At 63.0% G+C, this 20,620-nt stretch carries 17 protein-coding genes and 1 tRNA gene; 3 read left to right on the forward strand and 15 right to left on the reverse strand.

Going from position 1 to position 20,620, the window contains the following annotated elements; all coding sequences use genetic code 11:
- Window positions 1–155 precede the first annotated feature (155 nt).
- A complete protein-coding gene (locus A6I89_RS16235) occupies window positions 156–2,003 on the forward strand; it encodes a DUF4012 domain-containing protein (protein WP_022597915.1) in 1,848 nt (615 codons plus the stop codon).
- Window positions 2,004–2,181: 178 nt separating this feature from the next.
- Here A6I89_RS16235 and A6I89_RS16240 read toward each other — a convergent pair whose 3' ends face one another.
- From A6I89_RS16240 to dcd, 11 genes are all read right to left on the reverse strand, one after another.
- The gene (locus A6I89_RS16240) at window positions 2,182–4,179 is read right to left on the reverse strand and encodes an acyltransferase family protein (protein ID WP_022597916.1); all 1,998 of its coding nucleotides are present in this window, start codon (window positions 4,177–4,179) and stop codon (window positions 2,182–2,184) included.
- A 128-nt stretch (window positions 4,180–4,307) separates the two neighbouring features.
- The gene (locus tag A6I89_RS16245) at window positions 4,308–5,108 is read right to left on the reverse strand and encodes a polysaccharide pyruvyl transferase family protein (RefSeq protein ID WP_139811870.1); all 801 of its coding nucleotides are present in this window, start codon (window positions 5,106–5,108) and stop codon (window positions 4,308–4,310) included.
- A 3-nt stretch (window positions 5,109–5,111) separates the two neighbouring features.
- Window positions 5,112–6,473 (reverse strand): hypothetical protein, encoded by a 1,362-nt coding sequence (locus A6I89_RS16250; RefSeq protein WP_139811871.1) that lies wholly within the window; start codon window positions 6,471–6,473, stop codon window positions 5,112–5,114.
- A 21-nt stretch (window positions 6,474–6,494) separates the two neighbouring features.
- The gene (locus A6I89_RS16255; RefSeq protein WP_080668431.1) at window positions 6,495–7,667 is read right to left on the reverse strand and encodes a glycosyltransferase; all 1,173 of its coding nucleotides are present in this window, start codon (window positions 7,665–7,667) and stop codon (window positions 6,495–6,497) included.
- Window positions 7,664–7,816, reverse strand: a complete 153-nt coding sequence (locus A6I89_RS24680; protein WP_157349034.1) for a hypothetical protein — start codon at window positions 7,814–7,816, stop codon at window positions 7,664–7,666. The genes A6I89_RS16255 and A6I89_RS24680 overlap by 4 nt, the downstream gene beginning before the upstream one ends.
- Before the next feature lie 37 nt (window positions 7,817–7,853).
- Window positions 7,854–9,329: a lipopolysaccharide biosynthesis protein gene (locus A6I89_RS16260; RefSeq protein ID WP_022597920.1), complete on the reverse strand. Its 1,476-nt coding sequence runs from the start codon at window positions 9,327–9,329 to the stop codon at window positions 7,854–7,856.
- Window positions 9,322–10,485, reverse strand: coding sequence for a glycosyltransferase (locus A6I89_RS16265; protein ID WP_084967894.1), 1,164 nt, complete (start codon window positions 10,483–10,485; stop codon window positions 9,322–9,324). The genes A6I89_RS16260 and A6I89_RS16265 overlap by 8 nt, the downstream gene beginning before the upstream one ends.
- Window positions 10,482–11,351, reverse strand: a complete 870-nt coding sequence (locus A6I89_RS16270) for a glycosyltransferase (RefSeq protein ID WP_139811872.1) — start codon at window positions 11,349–11,351, stop codon at window positions 10,482–10,484. Before A6I89_RS16270 ends, A6I89_RS16265 begins: the two co-directional genes overlap by 4 nt.
- Before the next feature lie 154 nt (window positions 11,352–11,505).
- The gene (locus tag A6I89_RS16275; protein WP_022597926.1) at window positions 11,506–12,834 is read right to left on the reverse strand and encodes a UDP-glucose dehydrogenase family protein; all 1,329 of its coding nucleotides are present in this window, start codon (window positions 12,832–12,834) and stop codon (window positions 11,506–11,508) included.
- Window positions 12,835–12,929: 95 nt separating this feature from the next.
- Window positions 12,930–14,489, reverse strand: a complete 1,560-nt coding sequence (locus A6I89_RS16280; protein WP_080668434.1) for a sugar transferase — start codon at window positions 14,487–14,489, stop codon at window positions 12,930–12,932.
- 754 nt (window positions 14,490–15,243) lie between these two features.
- Complete coding sequence (gene dcd / locus A6I89_RS16285; protein WP_022597930.1) at window positions 15,244–15,831, reverse strand: dCTP deaminase; 588 nt, start codon at window positions 15,829–15,831, stop codon at window positions 15,244–15,246.
- A 159-nt stretch (window positions 15,832–15,990) separates the two neighbouring features.
- Between dcd and A6I89_RS16290 the strand changes: the two genes are divergently transcribed.
- A tRNA-Gly gene (locus A6I89_RS16290) sits at window positions 15,991–16,064 on the forward strand.
- A gap of 107 nt (window positions 16,065–16,171) precedes the next feature.
- On the opposite strand, the gene A6I89_RS16295 is transcribed toward A6I89_RS16290, so the two are convergent.
- Window positions 16,172–16,837 (reverse strand): DUF6891 domain-containing protein, encoded by a 666-nt coding sequence (locus A6I89_RS16295; RefSeq protein WP_022597932.1) that lies wholly within the window; start codon window positions 16,835–16,837, stop codon window positions 16,172–16,174.
- A 322-nt stretch (window positions 16,838–17,159) separates the two neighbouring features.
- On the opposite strand from A6I89_RS16295, the gene A6I89_RS16300 reads away from it, so the two are divergent.
- Entirely contained in the window at window positions 17,160–17,552 is a 393-nt protein-coding gene (locus A6I89_RS16300; protein WP_044991447.1) for a hypothetical protein, read from the forward strand.
- Window positions 17,553–17,625: 73 nt separating this feature from the next.
- Here the strand turns inward: A6I89_RS16300 and A6I89_RS16305 are convergent, their stop codons facing one another.
- The 3 genes from A6I89_RS16305 to mqo form a co-directional block, all read right to left on the reverse strand.
- The gene (locus A6I89_RS16305; RefSeq protein ID WP_022597936.1) at window positions 17,626–18,423 is read right to left on the reverse strand and encodes a hypothetical protein; all 798 of its coding nucleotides are present in this window, start codon (window positions 18,421–18,423) and stop codon (window positions 17,626–17,628) included.
- Between the two features lie 149 nt (window positions 18,424–18,572).
- Window positions 18,573–19,088, reverse strand: coding sequence for a putative immunity protein (locus A6I89_RS16310; RefSeq protein ID WP_022597938.1), 516 nt, complete (start codon window positions 19,086–19,088; stop codon window positions 18,573–18,575).
- A gap of 74 nt (window positions 19,089–19,162) precedes the next feature.
- A complete protein-coding gene (mqo, locus tag A6I89_RS16315) occupies window positions 19,163–20,581 on the reverse strand; it encodes a malate dehydrogenase (quinone) (RefSeq protein ID WP_022597940.1) in 1,419 nt (472 codons plus the stop codon).
- Window positions 20,582–20,620: the final 39 nt, after the last annotated feature.

A 20,620-nucleotide genomic window follows, 5' to 3' on the forward strand; every position in this document is an offset into this window, starting at 1 on the left:
GCCTTGCCGCCCCGACGAAGCCCATCCGACCCAACCTGCGGGAATCGGACAGAACCAACTTACTGTGCGCGAGAAGCGTTCACCACTTGAACGCTCGATCAGTCCGGATACGGGATAGCCTGCCAAACACACCACGAGCGAAGGGGGCTCACCGAGTGGAGCAGACCAAGTCCGAGGAGTCGTCCGTCGAAACCGCGACGGAAGCACCGTCACGACGGCGCACGAATCGGCGCAGAACCGTTCAACCTGCAGCGACACAAAGGAAGCGCCGACGACGAATCGTCATCGGGACCGCATCCGCGGCGGCAGTCGCGGTCGCCTGGGGCGGCTACGTCGCATACGAGGCCACTCAGATCAAGTTGAATCTTGAAGAGGCTGCCGAGTTCGCGACGCAGACGAAAGATGCTCTACTGGCGGGTAACTCGGAGGAGGCGGTCCGTTCCGCCGACGACGCCGCTCGCTACGCCGGGCGAGCCAAGGACGCCACCGATTCGGTGAGCTGGCGGATTGCGGCAGCGATCCCCGGTATCGGCGGTCCGTTCGACACCACCCGACAGATTTCCGACGTCGTCCAGGGCCTCGCGTCGGACGTGCTCAGGCCCGCCGTCGAAGCCGGCTCGGCCCTGTCTCCCGACCAACTACTGCTGGACGGCGCGCGCATCGACCTCACCGGGCTACGGGACGCAGCCCCAGTGCTTGCCGAGACGGCAGCCGCGGCCGACGAACTGGCCGTGCGAGCATCGGAGATCGACAGCACGTTCGTGAGCCAGATCGACGGCCCACGACAAGAACTCGTGGGGCAGACCACGGACCTGTCGTCACTGCTCGGCAACGTATCGACCGCGGCGGAGATCGCGCCCGCGATGCTCGGCGCCGATGGGCCCCGCAGCTACTTCATCGGATTCCAGACCAATGCCGAGGCTCGCGGAACCGGCGGGCTCCTCGGAGGGTTCGGCGAACTGCACGCGGTAGACGGCGCTGTCCGCGTCGACGAACTCGCGAGCAACCGCGAACTGTCGCTCGCCGGGCGGCAGGGCATCGACCTCGGTCCCGACTTCGAGCGTCAGTACGGTCAGAGCCGCCCCACCACCGACTTCCGCAACAGCAATGCCAGTTCACATTTCCCGTACGCCGCGCAGATCTGGCGATCACTGTGGGCCCAGGAGTCGGGAACGCAGGTCGACGGCGTCATCGCCACCGACCCCGTCGCGCTCAGCTACGTACTGAAAGTCGTCGGGCCGGTCGTCATGCCAGACGGCGAGAAGGTGACCGCCGACAACGTGGTGGAGTTGACGGAGTCGACGGCCTACACCCGGTTCGGCACCGACAACAACGCGCGAAAGCAGTACTTGCAGAACATTGCCGGCAAGGTTGTCGAACGCATGACCGGCAAGATCTCCCAGCCGCAAGCCTTGCTGGAAGCTCTCGGACGGGCCGCGAGTGAAGGCCGCCTCGCGGTGTGGAGTTCGCAGCCCGACGAGCAGGACGTGCTGGCCGATACGCCACTGGGGCACATCGTTCCGGACGACGACGCACCGTACGCCGGTGTCGTGGTCAACAACCTCGGCGGCAACAAGCTCGACTACTACCTGCAGCGCGAAATCGACTACACGGCAGACAGTTGCTCCGGAGACACCCGAGCAACCACCGTGAAGGTCCGGCTGACCAACACACTGCCGCCGGGCGACTACACGAAGTACGTCGCCGGGATGTTCGACAATCCGATGGGCGCACCGGCCGGAACCAACCTGACCAACCTGTCGCTCGTCGCCACCCAGGGCGCCAAGCTCGGCAAGGTGACCGTGGACGGCAAGCCGGCCTTCGCATTCACCGGGGCAGAGCGCGGCCACCCCGTCTTCGATCTCCAGTTCCCGATTCCGCAGGGCAAGACCGTCGAGGTGGTCTACCAGCTCACCGAGCCGGCGTCGGCGAAGGCGCCGGTCGTGCCGGTGCAGCCGCTTGTCGACGCGCCGGCGGTCAGCGTCCGAGTTCCACCCTGCTGACGAATACCGCCGAATACGCACGAGACATGCGACGAATGAGCCGCTGCACCCGAGCCCAGGGGCAGCGGCTCTATTCCGGTCGGAACCAATGTGCTCGAAGTCCGATTTTCGGAGCACTTTCCGGCCTGGTCGCCGAGTATGCCGAAGCGATGCACCCTCGGCACGAAGCTCGCTGTTGTCAGTGGTCGATCTCGAGCGCGGAGTACAAGCTGGCGGACATTGCCTGCGACGCTTCGACCGTGATGTGATGGTTGTCGCGGTACATTGCGACATCGCCCCTCACAACGGAGCACAATCCTGCTGGGCAGTACCATTCCCTGGTATCGATGAAGCGCCCGCCGGCCGTAACGGTCGCTTTCCGCACTTCATCCAATGCGACAAGATCCACGACATTCTCGATGGGTTCCGCACATTCCGCAGTCGCCTCGAGGTGCGCGGACAGACATACCGCTGGTTCGACGGGAAATGTCGGCCCGTCTCCTACAACGACCACGTCCGCCGTGGACGTGAGGCGCCGAACAGTGGTCTCGATTCCTTCTGCCCACAGGGACGAGGCATCGCCGGCCTGAGCGGGACGCTGCTTTCGATAGTCGGACATGACAATCAGATCCGGGTCAAGGGCAACAATCCTATTGAGCACTTTTTCGCGCCAAACATCACACGCGGTGTACGGCTGCTGAAGGTTCGAGTTCCAGGTCGTAATGTCCGCTGCCGGGCAGGACGACTTCGTGAAGGAGACAAGTCGAGATCCGGATTGGAGCGCGATCGCCTCGAGTGCAGGAAACCATTGGGCCGCATGAGAATCACCAAAAAGAACGATAGTTCTTCCGAACTCCTTAGCACCGTATGAGCAATCTTGCGGCTCGGTGACCGAGAAGCCCACGTGGCAGCCATCTGCATAGATGGGGGGCACACTATCGAGCGTGTCCTTTAGCGCGGGACGGAGATTGGAGGGGACGAATCCCGGGTCCGCAACCTCGGTAGCGAGTACACCCTCTGTCCACTGCCCTGCCGTGCGATCCGAGGTCAGTCGCGGGGTGACACCGGACGCCAGTGACAACGCGATCGCGGTGACAGTGGCAGCCGCGGCGGTGAGGTAGGTGCGAGCGTTCGTCGACGTGAGCCACCGACCACTGCGGAATGGCTTTTCGACGTAACGCTCGGTTAGCCAGGCCAGCAACACAGCCACCACAACCAGACCTGCTCGTTCCATCACCGAGAGTTCTGCTCGGTACATTGCGGGGATCACGAGAAGCGGCCAATGCCACAGGTACAGGGAATAGGATATGGTCCCGAAGAACTGGAATGGCTGGAGTTGTAGGAGAGCAACAGGACCCGTGGAAGCCCTGGTAGCCCCGCCGAAGATCATCATTGCAGCACCGAGCGTCGGAAGCACTGCCGCATACCCCGGAAATACCGTCTCCTTTGTGTAGACGACGGCTGCCGCCAACACCATCGCGAGCCCAACCCAGCCGACGACCGCAGCAAAGCGGGGCGACAATCGACCTGCGTACATCGCAGCCAAAGCAACAAGCCCCCCGATACCCAATTCCCATGCTCGCGCCGGCAGGGTGAAGAACGCGATCGGCTGACTGATCGATGTCATGGCGAGACCGAAAACAAAGGAGGCCGAGACGATCACACCGAGTGCGATCAACAAGGAACTTCTAGATTTAAAGAATCTGACGAGAACAATCAAAATAAGTGGCCACACCAGATAGAATTGCTCTTCGAGCGCGAGTGACCAATAGTGCTGAAACACCGAAGGATCCGCGTTGGCGAGATAATCAGTCCCCGTATACGCGAACCACATATTAGCCAGGTAGGTCGCCGTAAAGGCAGCGTCGAGAGAGACCTCGCCCATAGCGAGGGGTGGGAGCATCACACGAGCGAGGATGAGCGTCGCGACGAGGACGAGGAGCGACGCTGGAAGCAACCTGCGCATACGTCGCGCCCAGAACGAACCCAATTGTATGGTTCCGCGCTTCTCGAGTTCGCCGATCAGGTGGCTCGTTATCAAGTAGCCCGATATGACGAAGAATACGTCGACTCCCACGTAACCACCGGGAATGAACGTTGCGCCCGCATGGTAGACCAGCACCAGAAGAATCGCAACAGCACGCATTCCTTGAATGTCTGGCCTGAATTTCCCACTAATGGCCGCGGCGTTCTTCATTACACTCCTCGAGAATGTTCAGCTAAATTCCACAAACAGGGCGGCGTATCTATTCGGTGTCCCGCGCCCGGTTGGGGCTCCTGAGCCTTCAAGACTGGCCCCGACCTGGCCCCCCCAGCGCCGCGCTGTTACACCGCATTGACAGTCCACAAATCCCATGGGAATGCGGCGAGCAGTTCGTCCTCCGACCAAGCAAGCGGCGTCTCACCGCCCATGCGAACGGCATCCTCGATGGAGCGCGCAGCCGAGAAACCCTCCCGCCCACTGCCGCGGTAGTAGTCCTCGTACTTGAACGAGGGTTCGTGCTCGGAAGAGATGAGGCGGGAAGGCACACCGAACGAGTCCGCAAGAACCATCGCGTGAAGCGAGCTGCCAACCACGAAGTCACTCGTGGCGATCCGTGCGATCGTCTCGAGCAGGGGACTGCAAGGGTGCCAGAAACCCGGATGTGATTGGTAGCGCATCACATCGTTCAGATTTGGTATAACGGTCAGCGGCACGGGTGCCATGGAGCCGACGAAGCTTTCTCGCGGCCAGAACCGGGCGACGAGGAGCCCCGGGTCACCGTAGATCGGGGGCACGTGAACACCCCGTTTCCTAAGGAATTCAGCGGTGAGCGGCCCTCTCACCGCGCGCACATCTACGTCTGCAACGTCGTGTCGCAAGTGAAGACTCTTCCCATTCACTCCAGATCCCCAGACCACGTCCCCGGGGCGAGCGAAATGAAGGATCGAACCAACCGCCAAGAGTCGTCGATCGATACCGTTGCCGGCGGGATCGACGGCTCTCTCAGCCAGAATCTCGTCGACGATCCGAGGGCCGAGGAGATCACCAAAATTGTTTACGGGAGGGAGCTTCGGAAGGAGTCGACCGAGAATCCCCTTCATTCTCCGCTTCCTGGGGTTCCAGTTCACAACCTCTACAGACAACGTCTACCCCTTCGAAAAATCGGAACTGTCTTCCTTCGAGCACACAGCTCCCACTGCAACGACCACTCCGAACAGGATCCAGATCCCGATCGGCAAACCTCGGTTGGTGAATACGGGGACAGTCAACGAAGCTGTGATCGCGCTGACCAGAAGCGCGACCATCGGAATACGCCATCGCCCGCCCGCCTCGCAGGCGCCGCGAGAGATCATTCGCAGTGCGACGAGCAGTGCCAAGGCCAGAAGCGCAGTAACGACTACGCCGGATGCCACTGCGCTACCGAACCATTGAGACTCCGGAGATGTCCACCGCAAGATCGACGGCCGATCGGCCCTGGTCGCACTCGAGTAGATGTTCGTGCCCCACCCCGTCAACATTCGTTCCTCGATAGCGGGAATTGTCTGCTCGACCCATATCTCCCACCGGTATGCGATCGTGTTCGGCACCCAGGACGGCACGTACACCGAGCTGAAGCGTGTTGTCTGCTGGTCGACTCGATCACTCAACTGCTCGCCGAACTGGAAGTACAGAAGGCCGCACAAAGCGACCAACGCAGCAATTCGACCGACCTTGGCCCCAACCGCGAAAACTGTTGCAACGCCGACGACCAACGCCGTGGCGACTACCGAGATCGTCAGCGAGGACACCGCACCGAGCGCAGAGGCTGCAAGAATGCACTGGACAGACACAGGCGGCCTCCGGCCGGCACGCAAGAACAAGACGAGCGCGGTACAAGCCGCCGCCAGTACCACGCAGAAGTAGAACCCCAGGCCGGTCCAGTGCCCGACGAATCCGGTCGCCCGAATCAGCCGGCCGTCAACGAGTCGACCCTCCAGCCCCGAACTCGGCGCGATACGCAGGAGCACTTCGTTCACAGACGGTGACCAGATCTGCAGAGCCGATATCAGTGCGATTGGAACAGCCGGAAGTCCGAACGCGATTAGAAGAGTCCTTGCCGACGAAAGGCTGCTGACAGCCAAACGCGCCGAGTAGAACCCGGCCAACATGAGGAACGGACTGAGGGCCGCAGCAGGCTCGAGGCGGAAGCCGAGATCACCAGCGTTGAAGTACTCCACCAGCAGGAAGGCCGAAGCGTAGACGAGAACCGAGATGTCCAGCGCTGTCACACGGAGACGCCGTAGACGCTGATCGGGGGCATCGACGACCGTGATGACCAGCGCGACTAGCACGAAAACGTGCCAGGGCCGAATCCCCAGTGACGGCACGAGCGAGGCAACGCCGGGTGTGGCCGCGGCGAGCCCGAGCAACAGACCAACAGCTGCGGACGAGCGCGGCCGGAACTCGTCGTCGACGCGCTGCTCCGCAGACAGAATCGCTTGCCCGTTCGACATAGTGTTAACGCTCACGACATCCACCACCCCATCGAGTCAACGTGCCGCGGCCGCGAGCACCTGCGCCGCGCGCGTGCGCCACGAATGATCCCGCACCACCGACTGCCGACTCTCCTCGATCTCGGAATTGCTCCGCCGCTCCTCGCTGAGCACCGTGTCGAGCAGCCTCTCGAAGTCCTCCTTTCCGGAGAAAATCCGAACATCCGCTCCCGATCGAGCGATCGCACGAGCGTCCTGCGAATCCGTGCAGAGCACACTCATGCCCAGCGCTGTGTACTCGTAAAGTTTGAGTGGACTGTGATACATCGTGTCGCTGGAGGACTTTTGGTGGCTGGCAATACCGATGTCCCAGCCCGTCATGATGTCGAACGCATCGGAGGGTGCCACACGCCCCCTGAAGCGAACGAGGTCCGACAGGCCCTCCCGTTCGACCATCGCACGCAGATTCGGCAGATCGGCGCCGTCCCCGACAATTTCGAATCGCAGGTCGGTTCCTCGCCTGTTCGCCACTGCGGCGATCGACTCGATGATCTCGTCAAGACGGTGCCACTTGACGACCGATCCGACGAATCCGATAACTCGTACCGAATCCGGCTTCCGCGGATACTCGGCCAGGTCGGCCCGCACACCGTTCGGAATAACGATGATCTTGTCGGGTTCTATGGACGCAAACTTGACCAGCTCGTCAGCCAAGTTCTGGCTCACGGCCACAACGATGTCGGCGCGGCGGAGCACACGCCGCTCGAGATAAGCCGCCAGACGCTCCGCTTTGAGAACATTACGATCGCGCGCGGTCTCACGCGAGAGTACGCCATTCGCCTCGACGATTCGCACCGCCTGGCGCTTTCCGAAATGGAAGCTGGTAAGAGACTGCAGCACCGCAAGCCGCTCATAAATGATTTCAGGTCGAGGTGCAACCAACGACCGACAGAACACATTGAGCCCGCACCACACCGCAGCAGCCAGTCTCACTGCGTCCGCGAGCCAAACCTTCGACTCACTCGCCTTGGCATAGTCGGTCTGCTTGATCTGAGCGAATCTCTTCATGAAAGGAAATCCCGATGCAAGGAATATCCTGGTTGTACAGCCATTCTCGTCCAACCCGCGAACGAAGTTGACAATATGCGTGCGGGGGCCCGGTGTGGCCGACTCGGCACCGAGCGAAATCCGGAAGCCCCCCACGAGGTAGTGGACCTGAAGTTTCGTCATTTTTTCACCTGCGCTGCATCATTGTCGGCGTCCATCGTCGGATTATGCGAAATATTGACGAAGTCGATCGGTTCGTCCTTCCGAACCTGGAGACTTTTACTGGTCGGTTTGATAAAATCTGCTCGGCCACTAAAGGAATGGACGCTCAACGTCGCCTCCTTGAAGGTCCAGAATATCGACGCGCACTCATACCTTGGACCTCACGAGCTCGACCACACCTCGAATGTCCCGCACATCCTGGCGATAGGTAGGAAATAGCGCTGCGGCGGCAACCAGCACCGCAACCATCGCGAGTCCCCCCGCGGCGATCTGACCAAGCCCTCCGAAACCCACGTAGCGTCCCATCCAGTACGCGACGAGCGCACTGGCCCCGTAGAGCCCCAAGGTTCGAAGTCCACTGATGAACATTTTTCGAGCCGGAGCATCCGAAATTCGAGAGATCCAGAAGATGCCGAGCGGCCACGTCAGCGCAACTCCCAGCGCAAACGCCCCGGCGACGGCGGTTACTCCAATAAATGCGCCACCGACCAACAACGAGATGGACAATGTCCTTGCCACCACCGCGTACCTGAGCATGGACCTAGTGAGGCCTTTGGACAGGAACACCCAGTACGTTGCATAGCTGGCGCCTTGGAACGCCGCGCCGATCGCGATAAGCCGGAAGATCTCAGTCGACGCCAACCAGTTGTTGCCAAGGAGCACTTCGACGAAGGCGTCGGCCTGACTGGCCAAGAATAGGAAGCCCGCTACCACGACACTCATCAGCGTCGTCTGTCCGCGAAGAATGAAGCGATCATATCGCGGCTTATCGTCCTGGAGACGGGACAAGATCGGTAGGGCCACCGTTGTCGCCGGCACATTGATTTGGTTCAGCGGGCCGTTGACAATCTGGGTTGCGCGATTGTAGTACCCGAGATCCGTTGCACCGTACCGGCTACCGACCAGCACGGAGTCGATGTTCTTGCTGAGATACTGCAGCAGTTGGGTTGCCATCAAGTTCCAGCCGAACGACATCAACCCCCTCATCGATTCGCCACGCGCCGGCAGACTCGGGACCCAGCGAGAGAATGCGGCGGTAAGAACCAGGGTCAATCCCGACTGAACAATCTGTTGCCAAACAATGGACCAATAGCCGAAACCATTGGAAGCGAGGGCAATTCCTACGCCCAGGCCGGCGGATTGGGCCAGAACATCCGCGACCGCCAATTGGCCGAAACGCATTTCTCTGCTCAGGTGAGCGCGAAACTGAGTGGTCAATCCATTCATGAGGAAGGTAATGGCCAGAACCCGCGTCACAGCCACCAGTCGGTCGTCGTTGTACAGGCCTGCAATGAGCGGCGCCGACGCGGCGAACCCGACAGCGAGTAGGCCGCCGATGGAGGTATTGATCCAGAACAAGTTGCTGCGCTGACCTTGCGTCAGCGACTTCGCCTGGATTGCCGCCGAGGAAAGTCCGAAGTCGCGCAGGACTTCACCGACGCCCACGATTGCTGTAACCATGGCGACCAGTCCGAACGCCTCCGGTGTCAGCAACCGGGCGAGAATGAGGATCCCGCCGAACTGGATGACAAACTTGGCAACCTGCCCGACAAGCGTGACTGCCGCACCTCGCGCTGCAACAGACCCGAGTCGACTCTTCGACTCGACAAGACTCTCAGCCACCGCAGTCGACCGTTCCACGTGTCTCGGCCGTTACCGGTATGCCGAGTAGTTCGGCGTATGCAGCGTAGTGCTTCTCGCCTATTCGATCCCAGTCTCGTGCCGAAAGGTCGGGACTGGAGGGGCGATCATCGGTCGCCACCATGTCGAGCGCCTGCCTGAGCGTGGCCGCGTCGATGACGGGATCGTCGTACAGGTAGATCCAGCCGGGACCGACCTCATCTCTCAGGGCCCGGTTTGCGGGGGTATCAGGGACCAGCACCGGACGATTCATCGACAGGGCGAGGATCACGGAACCCGAGTTGTGCATTTCCCGATAGGGGAGGACGACGAGGGCCGAACGCGCAATTTCTTCTGCCAGCTCCGAATCTGGCACGTACGCAAGCTTGGTCGAGATCGAAGGGTTGTCGCAGCACAGTGAGCGGATTTCATTTGCCAATTCGTCGCTTTGAGGCTTGCCAACGATGCGCAGGTTCAAGTCGTCCGCACCGAGCGAGCCGAAAGCGGAAATGAGATCCTCGATGCCCTTGTAGGGACGAATGAGCCCAAAGTACAGCAGCCGATTCGGTTCGGACGGGGATGTGCTCTGGTAGTCGGGCCGATCACGGTAGTGGCCGTGGAGAATTACCGAATGTGGTTTTCCCTCCGGCACCTGTGTCGTGACGTTGAGGCAGATGAAGTGATCCGTCTTTCGATCACACCACCGCAGCAGAGCGGCCTCTATCGAGCTACCTGTCTCATGGGGTTCGATGTTGTGCGCTGTCCGGACGATCGGCGTACGCGTCATTCGGAGCCGAGCCACCAGGGCGACGAACAGGATCTTCTTGGCCACCCGGGCTGGAACCGTTTTCGCTCGGACCAGGTACTCGGGCCAATGAATGTGGAAGACATCGTACTTTCCGATCAGTGCGGTCTTCCACGACATCGGCAAGACCTCGAGCCCGGCCGGGGCGCTCTCGATCATGTGGTCGACGTAGCCTGTCGTGCCGTCCGGCTTCCGCAATGAATGCAGGACCGAAATTTTCGGTCGGAATTCAGTTTCGGTCATGCTGACGCTCCCATTAATTTGTTCCGCAGCGGACACGCATGAATCGACGGTGGCAAGCTTTTCCATGTTGTTGTCGCTGCTCCACACAGAACCAGACTTCTCGCCGTTCACGCCGGTACAGTGACGGCACCGCACGAGGCGGAACGGACGAACGTCTCACGGGACGGCCGCGCCAAGTCCAACTCGAAGGCGAGGCCGCGAGACGTCATGGCTTCGGCGATCTGCCGCTGGTGATCGTCGACATGTTCCGCATGGGCTTGAGATCGGACGACGATGGCCGGGGAAATACCCATGTCGAGGAGTTCCAGAATGCTCCCGACTCCGGCGTGCGTGATTGTCACATCGGACTCCTCCGCTAGTTTGCGGAAGTCAGCGGGAGTCAGCTCCCGGTGAACCGAGCCGGGCAGGTCGTCACGCTCACTACATCCCACTTGCCACGTCACTTCGTCGCCCGGCTCCAGGACGGCGAGGATAGCGTCGATCGCTCGGTCGAACCGATACGGTCGAATCGTCCCGAGGGTCACGAAGAAGCGCCGGGGCTCGCGCCGCGTCCGCCGCTCTTCAGCGGCCCAGCTGTCGAGGATTGAGCCCTTCCACTGCCACTTCTCCGACGACCACCTTTCGTGCTGGGTGTAAGTGCGGATACGCGGAACGCGGCGTAGCAGCTTCCCGCTGAGCGATGGACCGTCCACCCGCGAGATACTCTCCACGTAGACGGTATCGATGCCGCGTGAAGCGGCGATCGGGAGGACTGAAACTGCAAGCGCAGCACCAGTGCTGATGCACAGGTCGTACTTTTCGTTCCTCAAGTGACCGGCCGCCCACCGTGCCGCCTTCGCGGCATTCCGGACATCCCGCGGTGCCACGTAGTCGACGAAGTGCGCACGCTTTCCTTCGAGCGCGCCCAATGTCTGAGGATTCTCGAACGTCACCCAATCAGATTCGGGTGCCGCGTCAGCGGCGTTCGCTATGCGCATGAGCTGAGCGAAATGACCGCCCGAAGACGCCACCCACAACACACGCGCTTGGTGTGGAACGAGCTCAGCGAGTGGATGCTTACCGGTCACAAGGTCTCCTCGTCAGCGATGCGAATTGGTCGTCAGTCCCAGCACTGGGACGACTGTCCGACAGTCAGCTCCGCCCCATTCCCCGGTAGCTCCAGCCGGCATCTCGCCACATGCTCGGCTGCAGGCAATTTCGCCCATCGATGATCGTCTTCTGGCGCACGAGCTTGCCCAGTCGGGCAGGCTTCAGCTCACAGAATTGCTTCCACTCGGTGAGCACCAAGATGACATCAGCTCCCTCAACGGCCTCGTTCACGTCTGCGGCGTAGTTGAGCGTGGGGAAGATTCGTCGGGAGTTCTCGATGGCCTTCGGGTCGTAGACCGTGACGGTCGCGCCCTGGAGCTGGATCTGTCCCGCGACGTTGAGCGCGGGAGAGTCTCGCACGTCGTCGGATTCCGGTTTGAACGCCGCGCCGAGGATAGCGACACGCGTCCCCAGAAGCGTTCCGCCACAGGCCTCGCGAGCCATCTCAACCATCCGGGTGCGCCGGCGCATGTTCACCGCATCCACCTCCCGAAGGAAGGTCAACGCATGATCCGCTCCGAGTTCGCCTGCGCGAGCCATGAAGGCGCGGATGTCCTTGGGGAGGCATCCCCCGCCAAAACCCAGCCCGGCATTGAGGAACCTACGACCGATACGGGCATCGTGGCCGATCGCGTCCGCGAGGACGGTGACATCAGCATCGACAGCTTCACAGACCTCTGCCATCGCATTGATGAAGGAGATCTTCGTGGCAAGGAAGGCATTGGCGGAAGTCTTGACCAGTTCTGCAGTCGCGAGGTCGGTCACCAGGAAGGGAATACGCTCGTCGAGAAGCTGAGCATAGATCTCGCGGGCGACTTCCTCGGCCCGTCCGGGCCGGTCACGATCGAGGCCCAGTACGAGGCGGTCGGGATGCAGAGTGTCCTGCACCGCAAATCCCTCGCGAAGGAACTCAGGATTCCAGGCCACCTCCACGTCGACGCCGGCCGGCGCCAATGCACGCGCTCGATGGCCGAGACGAGCTGCCGTTCCGACGGGAACCGTCGACTTACCGAAGATGACCGCCGGGCGCTTCAGAAGGGGCGCCAACCTGTCGATCACCGCGTCGACATATGACAGGTCTGCCGCGAACTCGCCCTTCTTCTGCGGGGTTCCGACGCCGATGAAATGAACATCGGCGAACTCCGCGGCCTCCTCGTAACTGGAGGTGAAGCGAAGTCGTCCCGCCTCGAGGTTCCGCTTGAGAACTTCTTCGAGCCCGGGCTCGTAGAAGGGAACCTCACCGGCCTCGAGCTTTGCCAACTTCGATTCGTCGACGTCCACTCCGAGAACCTGGTGCCCAAGCTCCGCCATGCACGCGGCGTGGGTTGCGCCAAGGTAGCCGGTGCCGAATACCGCCATGGGAGTGCCCATTTGATCTTCCTCAATCCTCGTAGAGTGGGGTCGACGAAGTACTGCTTCCGACGCAGAAGCAGTTCGCCTTCCAGTGGTCGTTCGGGCCGAAGCTGTCAGTAAGCTCCGCTGCCCGCCGTTACGGCACGGACCGTCTTGCCGACGATCAGGACGTCCTGCATCATCGACCAGTTCTCGACGTACGAAAGGTCGAGTCGCACGGTCTCATCCCAAGACAGATCGCTGCGGCCGCTTACCTGCCACAGTCCGGTGAGGCCTGGCTTGACGAGCATCCGCCGACGGACGGTGCCGTCGTAGGCTTCCACCTCGCGGCGCAACGGAGGCCGGGGGCCGACGACACTCATCTCACGCCGCAGGACGTTCACGAACTGGGGAAGCTCGTCGAGGCTATACTTGCGCAGGAACTTTCCGACGGGGGTGATCCGAGGGTCGTCCTTCATTTTGAACAGGACCCCCGCGCCTTCGTTCTGGCCGAGCAGAGCCGAGACCTGCTTGTCGGCGCCGTCGACCATGGTGCGGAACTTCAGCATCGGGAACGGTCGGCCGTTGATGCCCATTCGCTCGGACTTGTAGAGGACCGGGCCCTTGCTCGTGGTCTTGACCGCGATCGCGGCGATCAGCATGACAGGAGAGAGCGCGATCAGAGCTGCGAGGGCGAAGCACATGTCGAAGGCGGTCTTACCGAAGCGCTTCGCGCCGTGGTAACGCGGCTTCTCGACGTGGATCAGCGGGAATCCGGCAACGGGGCGCATCACGAGGCGCGGGCCGGCGACATCGACGACACCGGGTGCGACGACGAGATCGACATTGAGCGGTTCCAGATCCCATACGAGGCCACGGATTCCGTCGTGCCCCAACTGCTCGGTAGCAGTTACCACGACGGTGTCGGCGCCACACGAACGCAGCGCGTCCACCACGGAGTACTCGTTGCCGAGCACCGGGATCGCGCGGCCGTCGACGACAACGTGCTCTTCCTCGCGGTGTCCGTAACCCGGCACACAGACTCCGACGACGCGGTACCCGGAAGCCGAGTCACGCTCGAAGTTGCGTGTCATCGTCAGCACCGACTCACGGTTACCTACGACGAGCACCGATGTGTGGCAGTCGCCCTGGCGCCGCTTGTGGGTGACGACCTTGCGCATGGACCACCGGCCAAGCATGAGGCCGACCAATCCGACCGGGAAAGCGATCGCCAGGTAACCACGCGCGATGTCGATACGGAACAGCAGGCTGATCATCGCGATGAGGCCGAACAGTTGGAAGGTGGCAACACCGATCCGCCGGTATTCCTCGGCGCCGGCACCGATGACTCGGGTCGACCGAGTGCGGTGGATGACCAGCATCGCGATCCACAGCCCCGCCAGCGCGACGGACATCATGGTGTAGCTGAAACCCGAGATGGTGTTCGTCGCGACCGACTGCGCCTCGGTCCCGAAGCGCACGACCTGAGCGGCGGCGACCGCACCCGCGACGACCACCGCATCGATGATCCGCAGACGACTGACGTAGCAGTGCTCCCACTTGCTCCGCGAATTATGTTGGGGAGAAACTTCATCCACCAAGCGAAGCTGAGAGGACGACTCGTCCCCCGCTTCCAGCCCGGCACCTGTTTCCAGGTAACGCGAAGCCGTCACGCCTTCACCTCCATCGACCATTCACACGAAATGACCCCCGACGGGTCGATACGTTGTCGAACTCGGGCCCGCGTCCAACCGAAGTCGAACCGCTAACCCGACTCATCCGTTCCGGTCCCCCCGGCCCGGCGCCCGAAGGCGACGACACCGGTGGATGCCTCCACCACCAGACTCCGAGCGAGGCTGGGAAGGCAGTGAATTCATCCCCGGAACAGATGCGCATCAGGTGCGAGATCGCTTTGCACCGTCCGCTGTACGCAAACGTTCTAACACGCCCTGGTGCCCGCCAAAAGTCGAACGAGCCTGGTCCGGAAGTTGGGCGTTCGTCCGGTTCGACGACGACGCGGATTGGACAAACGTCCACAATGACCCTCGGAAAGAGCACTAGGCCCCGCCCGAAAATAACGGGGAGGCTGACCTTTTAAGAAAACAGGTACGGCAGTACTACTACTGAGTAACCAGACCGACCTGCGGCGACCATCCGCACTCGGTGCCTGATCCACCGTCGCCCACTACCGAGAACGCACTACCGGAACCGCCGAGCGCACACCTGACGGGACCTTCGACTAGGCCCGCAGCCGTCTGAATCGATGCACAGAGTTCCAGAATCTCCGCAGGCGGAGACCACTTCTGGACACCTGTCAATGTGACGGAAAACACAAGAGCGGACTTGGTTGACCGACCGGTCACCGAACCCGCGGATCGACCGCAGCGGCCGATACCTGAAACTTAAACTATGACAACGGAGCTCGCCCGCGAATGCTCACCGACCCGCTCAGTTGGCGCGTCGACCGGGATGCGTGGGGAAGTTCAGGTATGCGCGCGACGGCGTCGGGCCGCGCTGCCCCTGATACTTGGATCCAACAGCCGAACTGCCGTAGGGATTCTCGGCGGCGCTGGTGAGCCGCAGCAGACAGAGCTGACCGATCTTCATCCCGGGCCACAACGTGATGGGCAGGTTGGCGACGTTGGACAGTTCGAGTGTGATGTGCCCGCTGAAGCCAGGATCGATGAAACCGGCAGTGGAATGGGTGAGCAGGCCCAACCTGCCGAGGCTCGACTTGCCTTCGAGGCGACCGGCCAGGTCGTCGGGAAGCGTGCACACCTCGAGCGTCGAACCGAGAACGAACTCGCCGGGGTGAAGCACGAACGGCTCCCCCGCGGCCGGCTCGACGAGTGACGTCAGTTCGTCCTGCTGCAGCGCCGGGTCGATGTGGGTGTACTTCGTGTTGTCGAAGACGCGGAACAGGCTGTCGAGCCGTACGTCCACGCTCGAGGGCTGCACCATCTCGGAAACGAACGGGTCGATCCCGAGTCGTCCGGATGAAACCTCGGCGCGGATGTCACGATCAGAGAGCAGCACAGCACGAGGCTACCGGGACGATGAGAGTGATCGGCGCGGACCTCGCATTCCGACTCACAACCAGCAAGCCACCGAAGGGGCGAACACGCCCGTGTGAGGTTCTGCTACAGTTGCCGCTTGCAGGGTCCGAATCGCCAGATCTCGGCAAAAGCCCTGCTCGCCGATGTAGTTCAATGGTAGAACATCAGCTTCCCAAGCTGAATACGCGGGTTCGATTCCCGTCATCGGCTCCACACCGAGCGCCCTGTCCCGCCGATCACGCGGTCAGGGCGTTTTGTTCTATTCGCTCGCAGCAACGTCCGCCGGCAGAGAATTAAAAGTGGCGGCGGGGACGGGGCCGCTATTCCTCGATGGGGGCGTACCAGTCGGCGTTCTTCAGCAAAACCCGCGTACCCAGGTCCCGGTTCCACTGTGGCTCGATGCCGTGGCGACGCAGCACAGGGAAGACGGCGTCGTCGAGTAGGCGCGTCACATCGGCCGAGTAGAGGGCTTCCTTCGCCTTCTCGCTGAGCGCGTCGTAGGCGGCCTGGTCGAAGGTCTCGGGCGGAAACGCGCCGTAACCGATGTGGGTGCAGCCGTCCTCCACCAGGCGGGCGGTGTCCTGCTGGTGGAAGTACACGTACCCCGCCCAGTGACGGGTGTCGTCGCGCTCGTCCCAGATCTCACCGGACGCACAAGTCCCGCAGCAGGTGAAGTCGGCGCGTGCCACCACACCGTTGGCGTTGAGCTCCGCGAAAGCGGCGGCCGTGCGCGACGTGCGGGTTCCGATCTCCGCCTGCTGACGCAAGCGAGCCGTGCGCAGCGCCTCGAACGCCGACTCGAGCTGTTCCTCGGTGAGTTCGTAGTCGTCGCCGTGGAAATCGATGAAGTCGTCGACATCGCCACGCCCGGTGATTAACAGGCTCCAGATGTCCCGGCAGAGATCGGTGCGCTCGTCCTCGTCGAGCGGGAGATCGGGTAGAACTGCGTACGGCGGGAACGCGTTCGGGTCGGACCACGCACTCACTGCGCTACCTCCAGACAAAAGCGGAACCGGGCAGAGCACCCGCTGGCGAGAGCCTACCGAGCGGGTGTCCGGGGTCGGACGCGCAGGCGGATGCCTGCGGCCCGCGACTGTCGTTCGCACCCGGGTACGACGAATCTGCGCTCGGGGTAATGAAAACGGCACACGGCACGATGTTCCGGGCATGAAAACTTCACATCGACTCGTTTCAGCCGCAGCCGCCGGGACCCTCGGCGCTGCAATGTTCGTCGCGGCGCCGGGCGTGGCCAGTGCCGCCGATCCGTGCATGCTCGGATGGTCGAATGTGGGACCACGGACGTGCGCGATGACCGACGTCGGGATGGCCCCGGTCTGGACCCTCGGCGACGGATTGTGCGCCGGCATGCTGACAGCCTCGGGCAATGCGTTCGACGGCCCGTTGTGGGAGTACTCCTCCGCGCCGGGTGCCGTGCACTCCGTCGAACTCCGCATCGCGCAGGGCTTCTCGCCGCTGGGCGAGTGGGCGTCGACCACTCTCGCCTGCGACGTGACCGCCATCGTCGACTGGCAGAACTTCGACACCGGCCGCTCGGGCACGGTGAGTCGGTACGTACCGGCGAGCAACAACAGCACCAGCCCGGCGTTCGTTCAGGTGGACACCGGTCCGGGCCGGGTGCGCCTCACCATGCGGACCGACCATCCGAGTATCCCGGTCTCGACGGACATCGTCGTTCCCTGACAGGCACCGAGGATCGGTCGCACCGCGACGGGAGGGGCAGAGCACACATGCTCTGCCCCTCCCGCTCTCGGAACTACCGATCCGATCCGTCGGTGCCGGCCGACCGCCCCGCCAGCAGCGGCGGCCACGGCCAATGCCGACCGAGGGTGGACCGCGCCCGCAGGAAGCCGAGCCCCAACACCAGCCCGAAGATCAGGTGCCCGATCAGCGACAGCGTGACCGTCCTCGTCGTGAGGGGGAACATGTCGTGTTCCCCGCTCGGCGACAGGGCGACCGTTCCGATGAGCCCGGCCCAGACCGGGAAGACCGCGCCGGTGACGAACGCGGCCAGGACGGTGCGGCGGGACCGGTGCTGCAGTCCGAGCGCGAGGGCGATGAGGAAGAAGGCGATGCCGATGCCGCCGCCGTCGCCGAAGTAGCGCCACAGGTAGCCGACGATCGCGCCCGTCTGGGTGTCCGTGCCCGAGTGGAGCCAGGTGCCCATCTTCGGGATGAAGTCGTCCCACAGACCGAGCAGGTACACGGTGTCGAGCCGGAAGACGTCGTAGACCAGGCACGCGAACATCCCCCAACCCAGTCCGTGCCCGACGATGCGGTCGATCGGGTGCGGGGCGATGACGCACGCTACGACGAGGACGGCCGCGAGCGGAATGATCACCAGCGCACCCGTGGCGTTCATCGACACGACGCCGAACACCTGCGCGGAGATCGCGAGCAGCGGCAGCGACGCGAGCAGCAGGTACAACCCGATCCGGGCGAAGGTCCAGTGGTGACGTGTGGTCGTCCCGACGGGTTCGGCGGCGGTCGGAGGTCCGTGCTCGTGCAGGTCGGCGACGACGGTGGGGACGGAGATACCGAGAATGCGTGGCATGAGGGCGGGTCCTTTCGGTCGAGGAGCCTCTCTCGACATGTCGTCGAGTTCCGGCATCCAGCGTCCGTCGGGCCCCCTACCTGCGGATAGCCCCCCGAGGGGTGGTGAGCGCCCCCCATGCGCGTCCGGCTGCGGGCGTCGCGCCGCCCTCAGCAGTCGAACACCGACCAGCAGATGTCGTTCCGCACCCGCTGGTCGTCGATGACGAGCTCGCGAATCGGGTCCGGAAGCTGGTCGCGCTGCCACCGGCATTCGCGTCGGCCTGCCGCCTCGGCCGCACCGTCCGGTGCGGCGGCGCGGGCGGCCTTGATCGCGTACGCGGCCGCACCCAGATCGTGGGCGGCCACGTGGGCCACCGCTCCCGCCTGGCCGGCGGCGTAGGCGGCATGACGGGGCGCCCCGCGCAGGTCCCGGGCCGCGCCCATCGCGTGACCGCCCGCAGCGCGAGCCTGCATCATCGTCATCTCGCCGCGCACCCACGCCCGGGCCGCCTCGATCGCCTGCCGGGGCCGCGGGTCGTCCGGTCGGGCCGCCTCGAACAGGTCCAGGACATGCTCCGCGCACAACGCCGACCACAGCGCCAGGAGGTGGTGATCCGCATCGGTCAGAGTTCCGCCGCGGCGGATCGTCACGAGACGGGGGTCCCGGATCTTCGGGAGAATCATCGATCCGCGCTCCTTCCGCGCACGCTCGGGGCGAACATACCGCTCCCGACTCGGTGTGGGCTGCCGATCGACGGCTAGTGCATTTCGACGACACCCGGCACGAGTTCGCGCAGGATCGGATCCCAGATTTCACGACGTTCCGGAAAACAGGTGCCGAGAAGCTCGATCATGACCGCCGGCGCAATGGATGCACCCGGCGATGCTCCGAGTAGGCCTGCGATGGACCCTTCTGCGCCGGTGACGATCTCGGTCCCGAAGGTCAGGACGCCGAGCTTGCGCGGATGGGGTCTTATCAGCTGGGCACGCTGTCCCGCCTGCACCAGCTCCCAATCGGCAAGGTTCACCTCGGGATAGAACCGCTGCAACTGAGCGAACTTCTGCTTCTTCGACGCCGTCAGCTCACCGATCAGGTAGCGAACCAACGACAGGTTCCGGATGCCGACGGCCAACAGAGGCGCGACGTTGTGGGGCCGGATCGTGGTGAACAGATCAGACAGTCGCCCGCGTTTGAGCAACCTGGTGCTGAAGGTCGCGTAGGGCCCGAACATCAACGCCGGCTTACCGTCGACGACACGTCGGTCCAGATGAGGCACCGACATCGGCGGAGCACCAACGGCGGACTGGCCGTACACCTTCGCATCGTGCTTGGCGACGACGCCGGGGGCCGCCGTCCGTAGGAACTGTGCCCCGATGGGGAACACCGCATAGCCGCGCACCTCCGGGATTCGAGCCCTCTGAAGCAGTTTGAGCGCACACCCTCCGGCACCCACGAACACGAATCGTGCCGAGATCTCGAACCGCTGTCCCCCAACACGTTTCCGCCCCGTAACCGTCCACCGACCGTCGACTGTCCGCCGCAGCCGAGTCACCTCGTGACCTAATCGAACGTCGGCGCCGTGCGCGGCGGGCACACCGATCAAGGTCTTGGTCAGCGCGCCGAAATCCACATCGGATGCTCCTTCGTAGCGTGTCGCGGCCATCGGCACGGACCGGTCCCGCCCACCCATCACCAGTGGCGCCCACTCACGGATCACGTCGGGGTCCTCGCTGAACTCCATCGCGGAGAACAACGGCAGACGTCGCAGAGTGGCGAACCTGCGCCGCAGGTAGGCCACGTCACGATCGCCGAACACGACGTCCATGTGCGGCGTCGGGTTGACGAAGGACGCCGCGACCGGGATGTCACCGGAATCGACAAGCGACGCCCAAAGCTGGCGAGAGAGTTGAAACTGCCGCGCGATTTCCTCCGCTCTGCTCGGATCTTCCGGGTCGGGCATGTAGTTGAGTTCGCACAGGCCCGCATGCCCGGTGCCGGCGTTGTTCCACGAACCCGAACTCTCCTCCGCCAGCGCATCGAGCCGCTCGAGCACAATGATCGACCAATCGGGTTGCAGCTTGGCGATCAGGGCACCAAGCGTCGCCGACATGATGCCGCCGCCGATCAGGACGACGTCGACTGTTTCTCCCGCACTTGCCGATCCCTTGCCGCGCATCGGACCCACCTTCCTCGTCGGGGCGTTCGATCCCAGGGT

The sequence above is a fragment of the Prescottella equi genome (assembly GCF_002094305.1).
GTDB lineage: Bacteria > Actinomycetota > Actinomycetes > Mycobacteriales > Mycobacteriaceae > Prescottella > Prescottella equi.

Coding starts and splice junctions, on each gene's coding strand:
- A6I89_RS16310 (WP_022597938.1), bottom strand. CDS start 19,088: ATGATTCTCCCGAAGATCCGGGACCCCCGTCTCGTGACGATCCGCCGC.
- A6I89_RS16275 (WP_022597926.1), bottom strand. CDS start 12,834: ATGGGCACTCCCATGGCGGTATTCGGCACCGGCTACCTTGGCGCAACC.
- A6I89_RS16305 (WP_022597936.1), bottom strand. CDS start 18,423: ATGCCACGCATTCTCGGTATCTCCGTCCCCACCGTCGTCGCCGACCTG.
- A6I89_RS16240 (WP_022597916.1), bottom strand. CDS start 4,179: ATGAAGAACGCCGCGGCCATTAGTGGGAAATTCAGGCCAGACATTCAA.
- A6I89_RS16300 (WP_044991447.1), top strand. CDS start 17,160: ATGACCGACGTCGGGATGGCCCCGGTCTGGACCCTCGGCGACGGATTG.
- A6I89_RS16270 (WP_139811872.1), bottom strand. CDS start 11,351: ATGCGCATAGCGAACGCCGCTGACGCGGCACCCGAATCTGATTGGGTG.
- A6I89_RS16280 (WP_080668434.1), bottom strand. CDS start 14,489: ATGGTCGATGGAGGTGAAGGCGTGACGGCTTCGCGTTACCTGGAAACA.
- A6I89_RS16255 (WP_080668431.1), bottom strand. CDS start 7,667: ATGACGAAACTTCAGGTCCACTACCTCGTGGGGGGCTTCCGGATTTCG.
- mqo (WP_022597940.1), bottom strand. CDS start 20,581: ATGCGCGGCAAGGGATCGGCAAGTGCGGGAGAAACAGTCGACGTCGTC.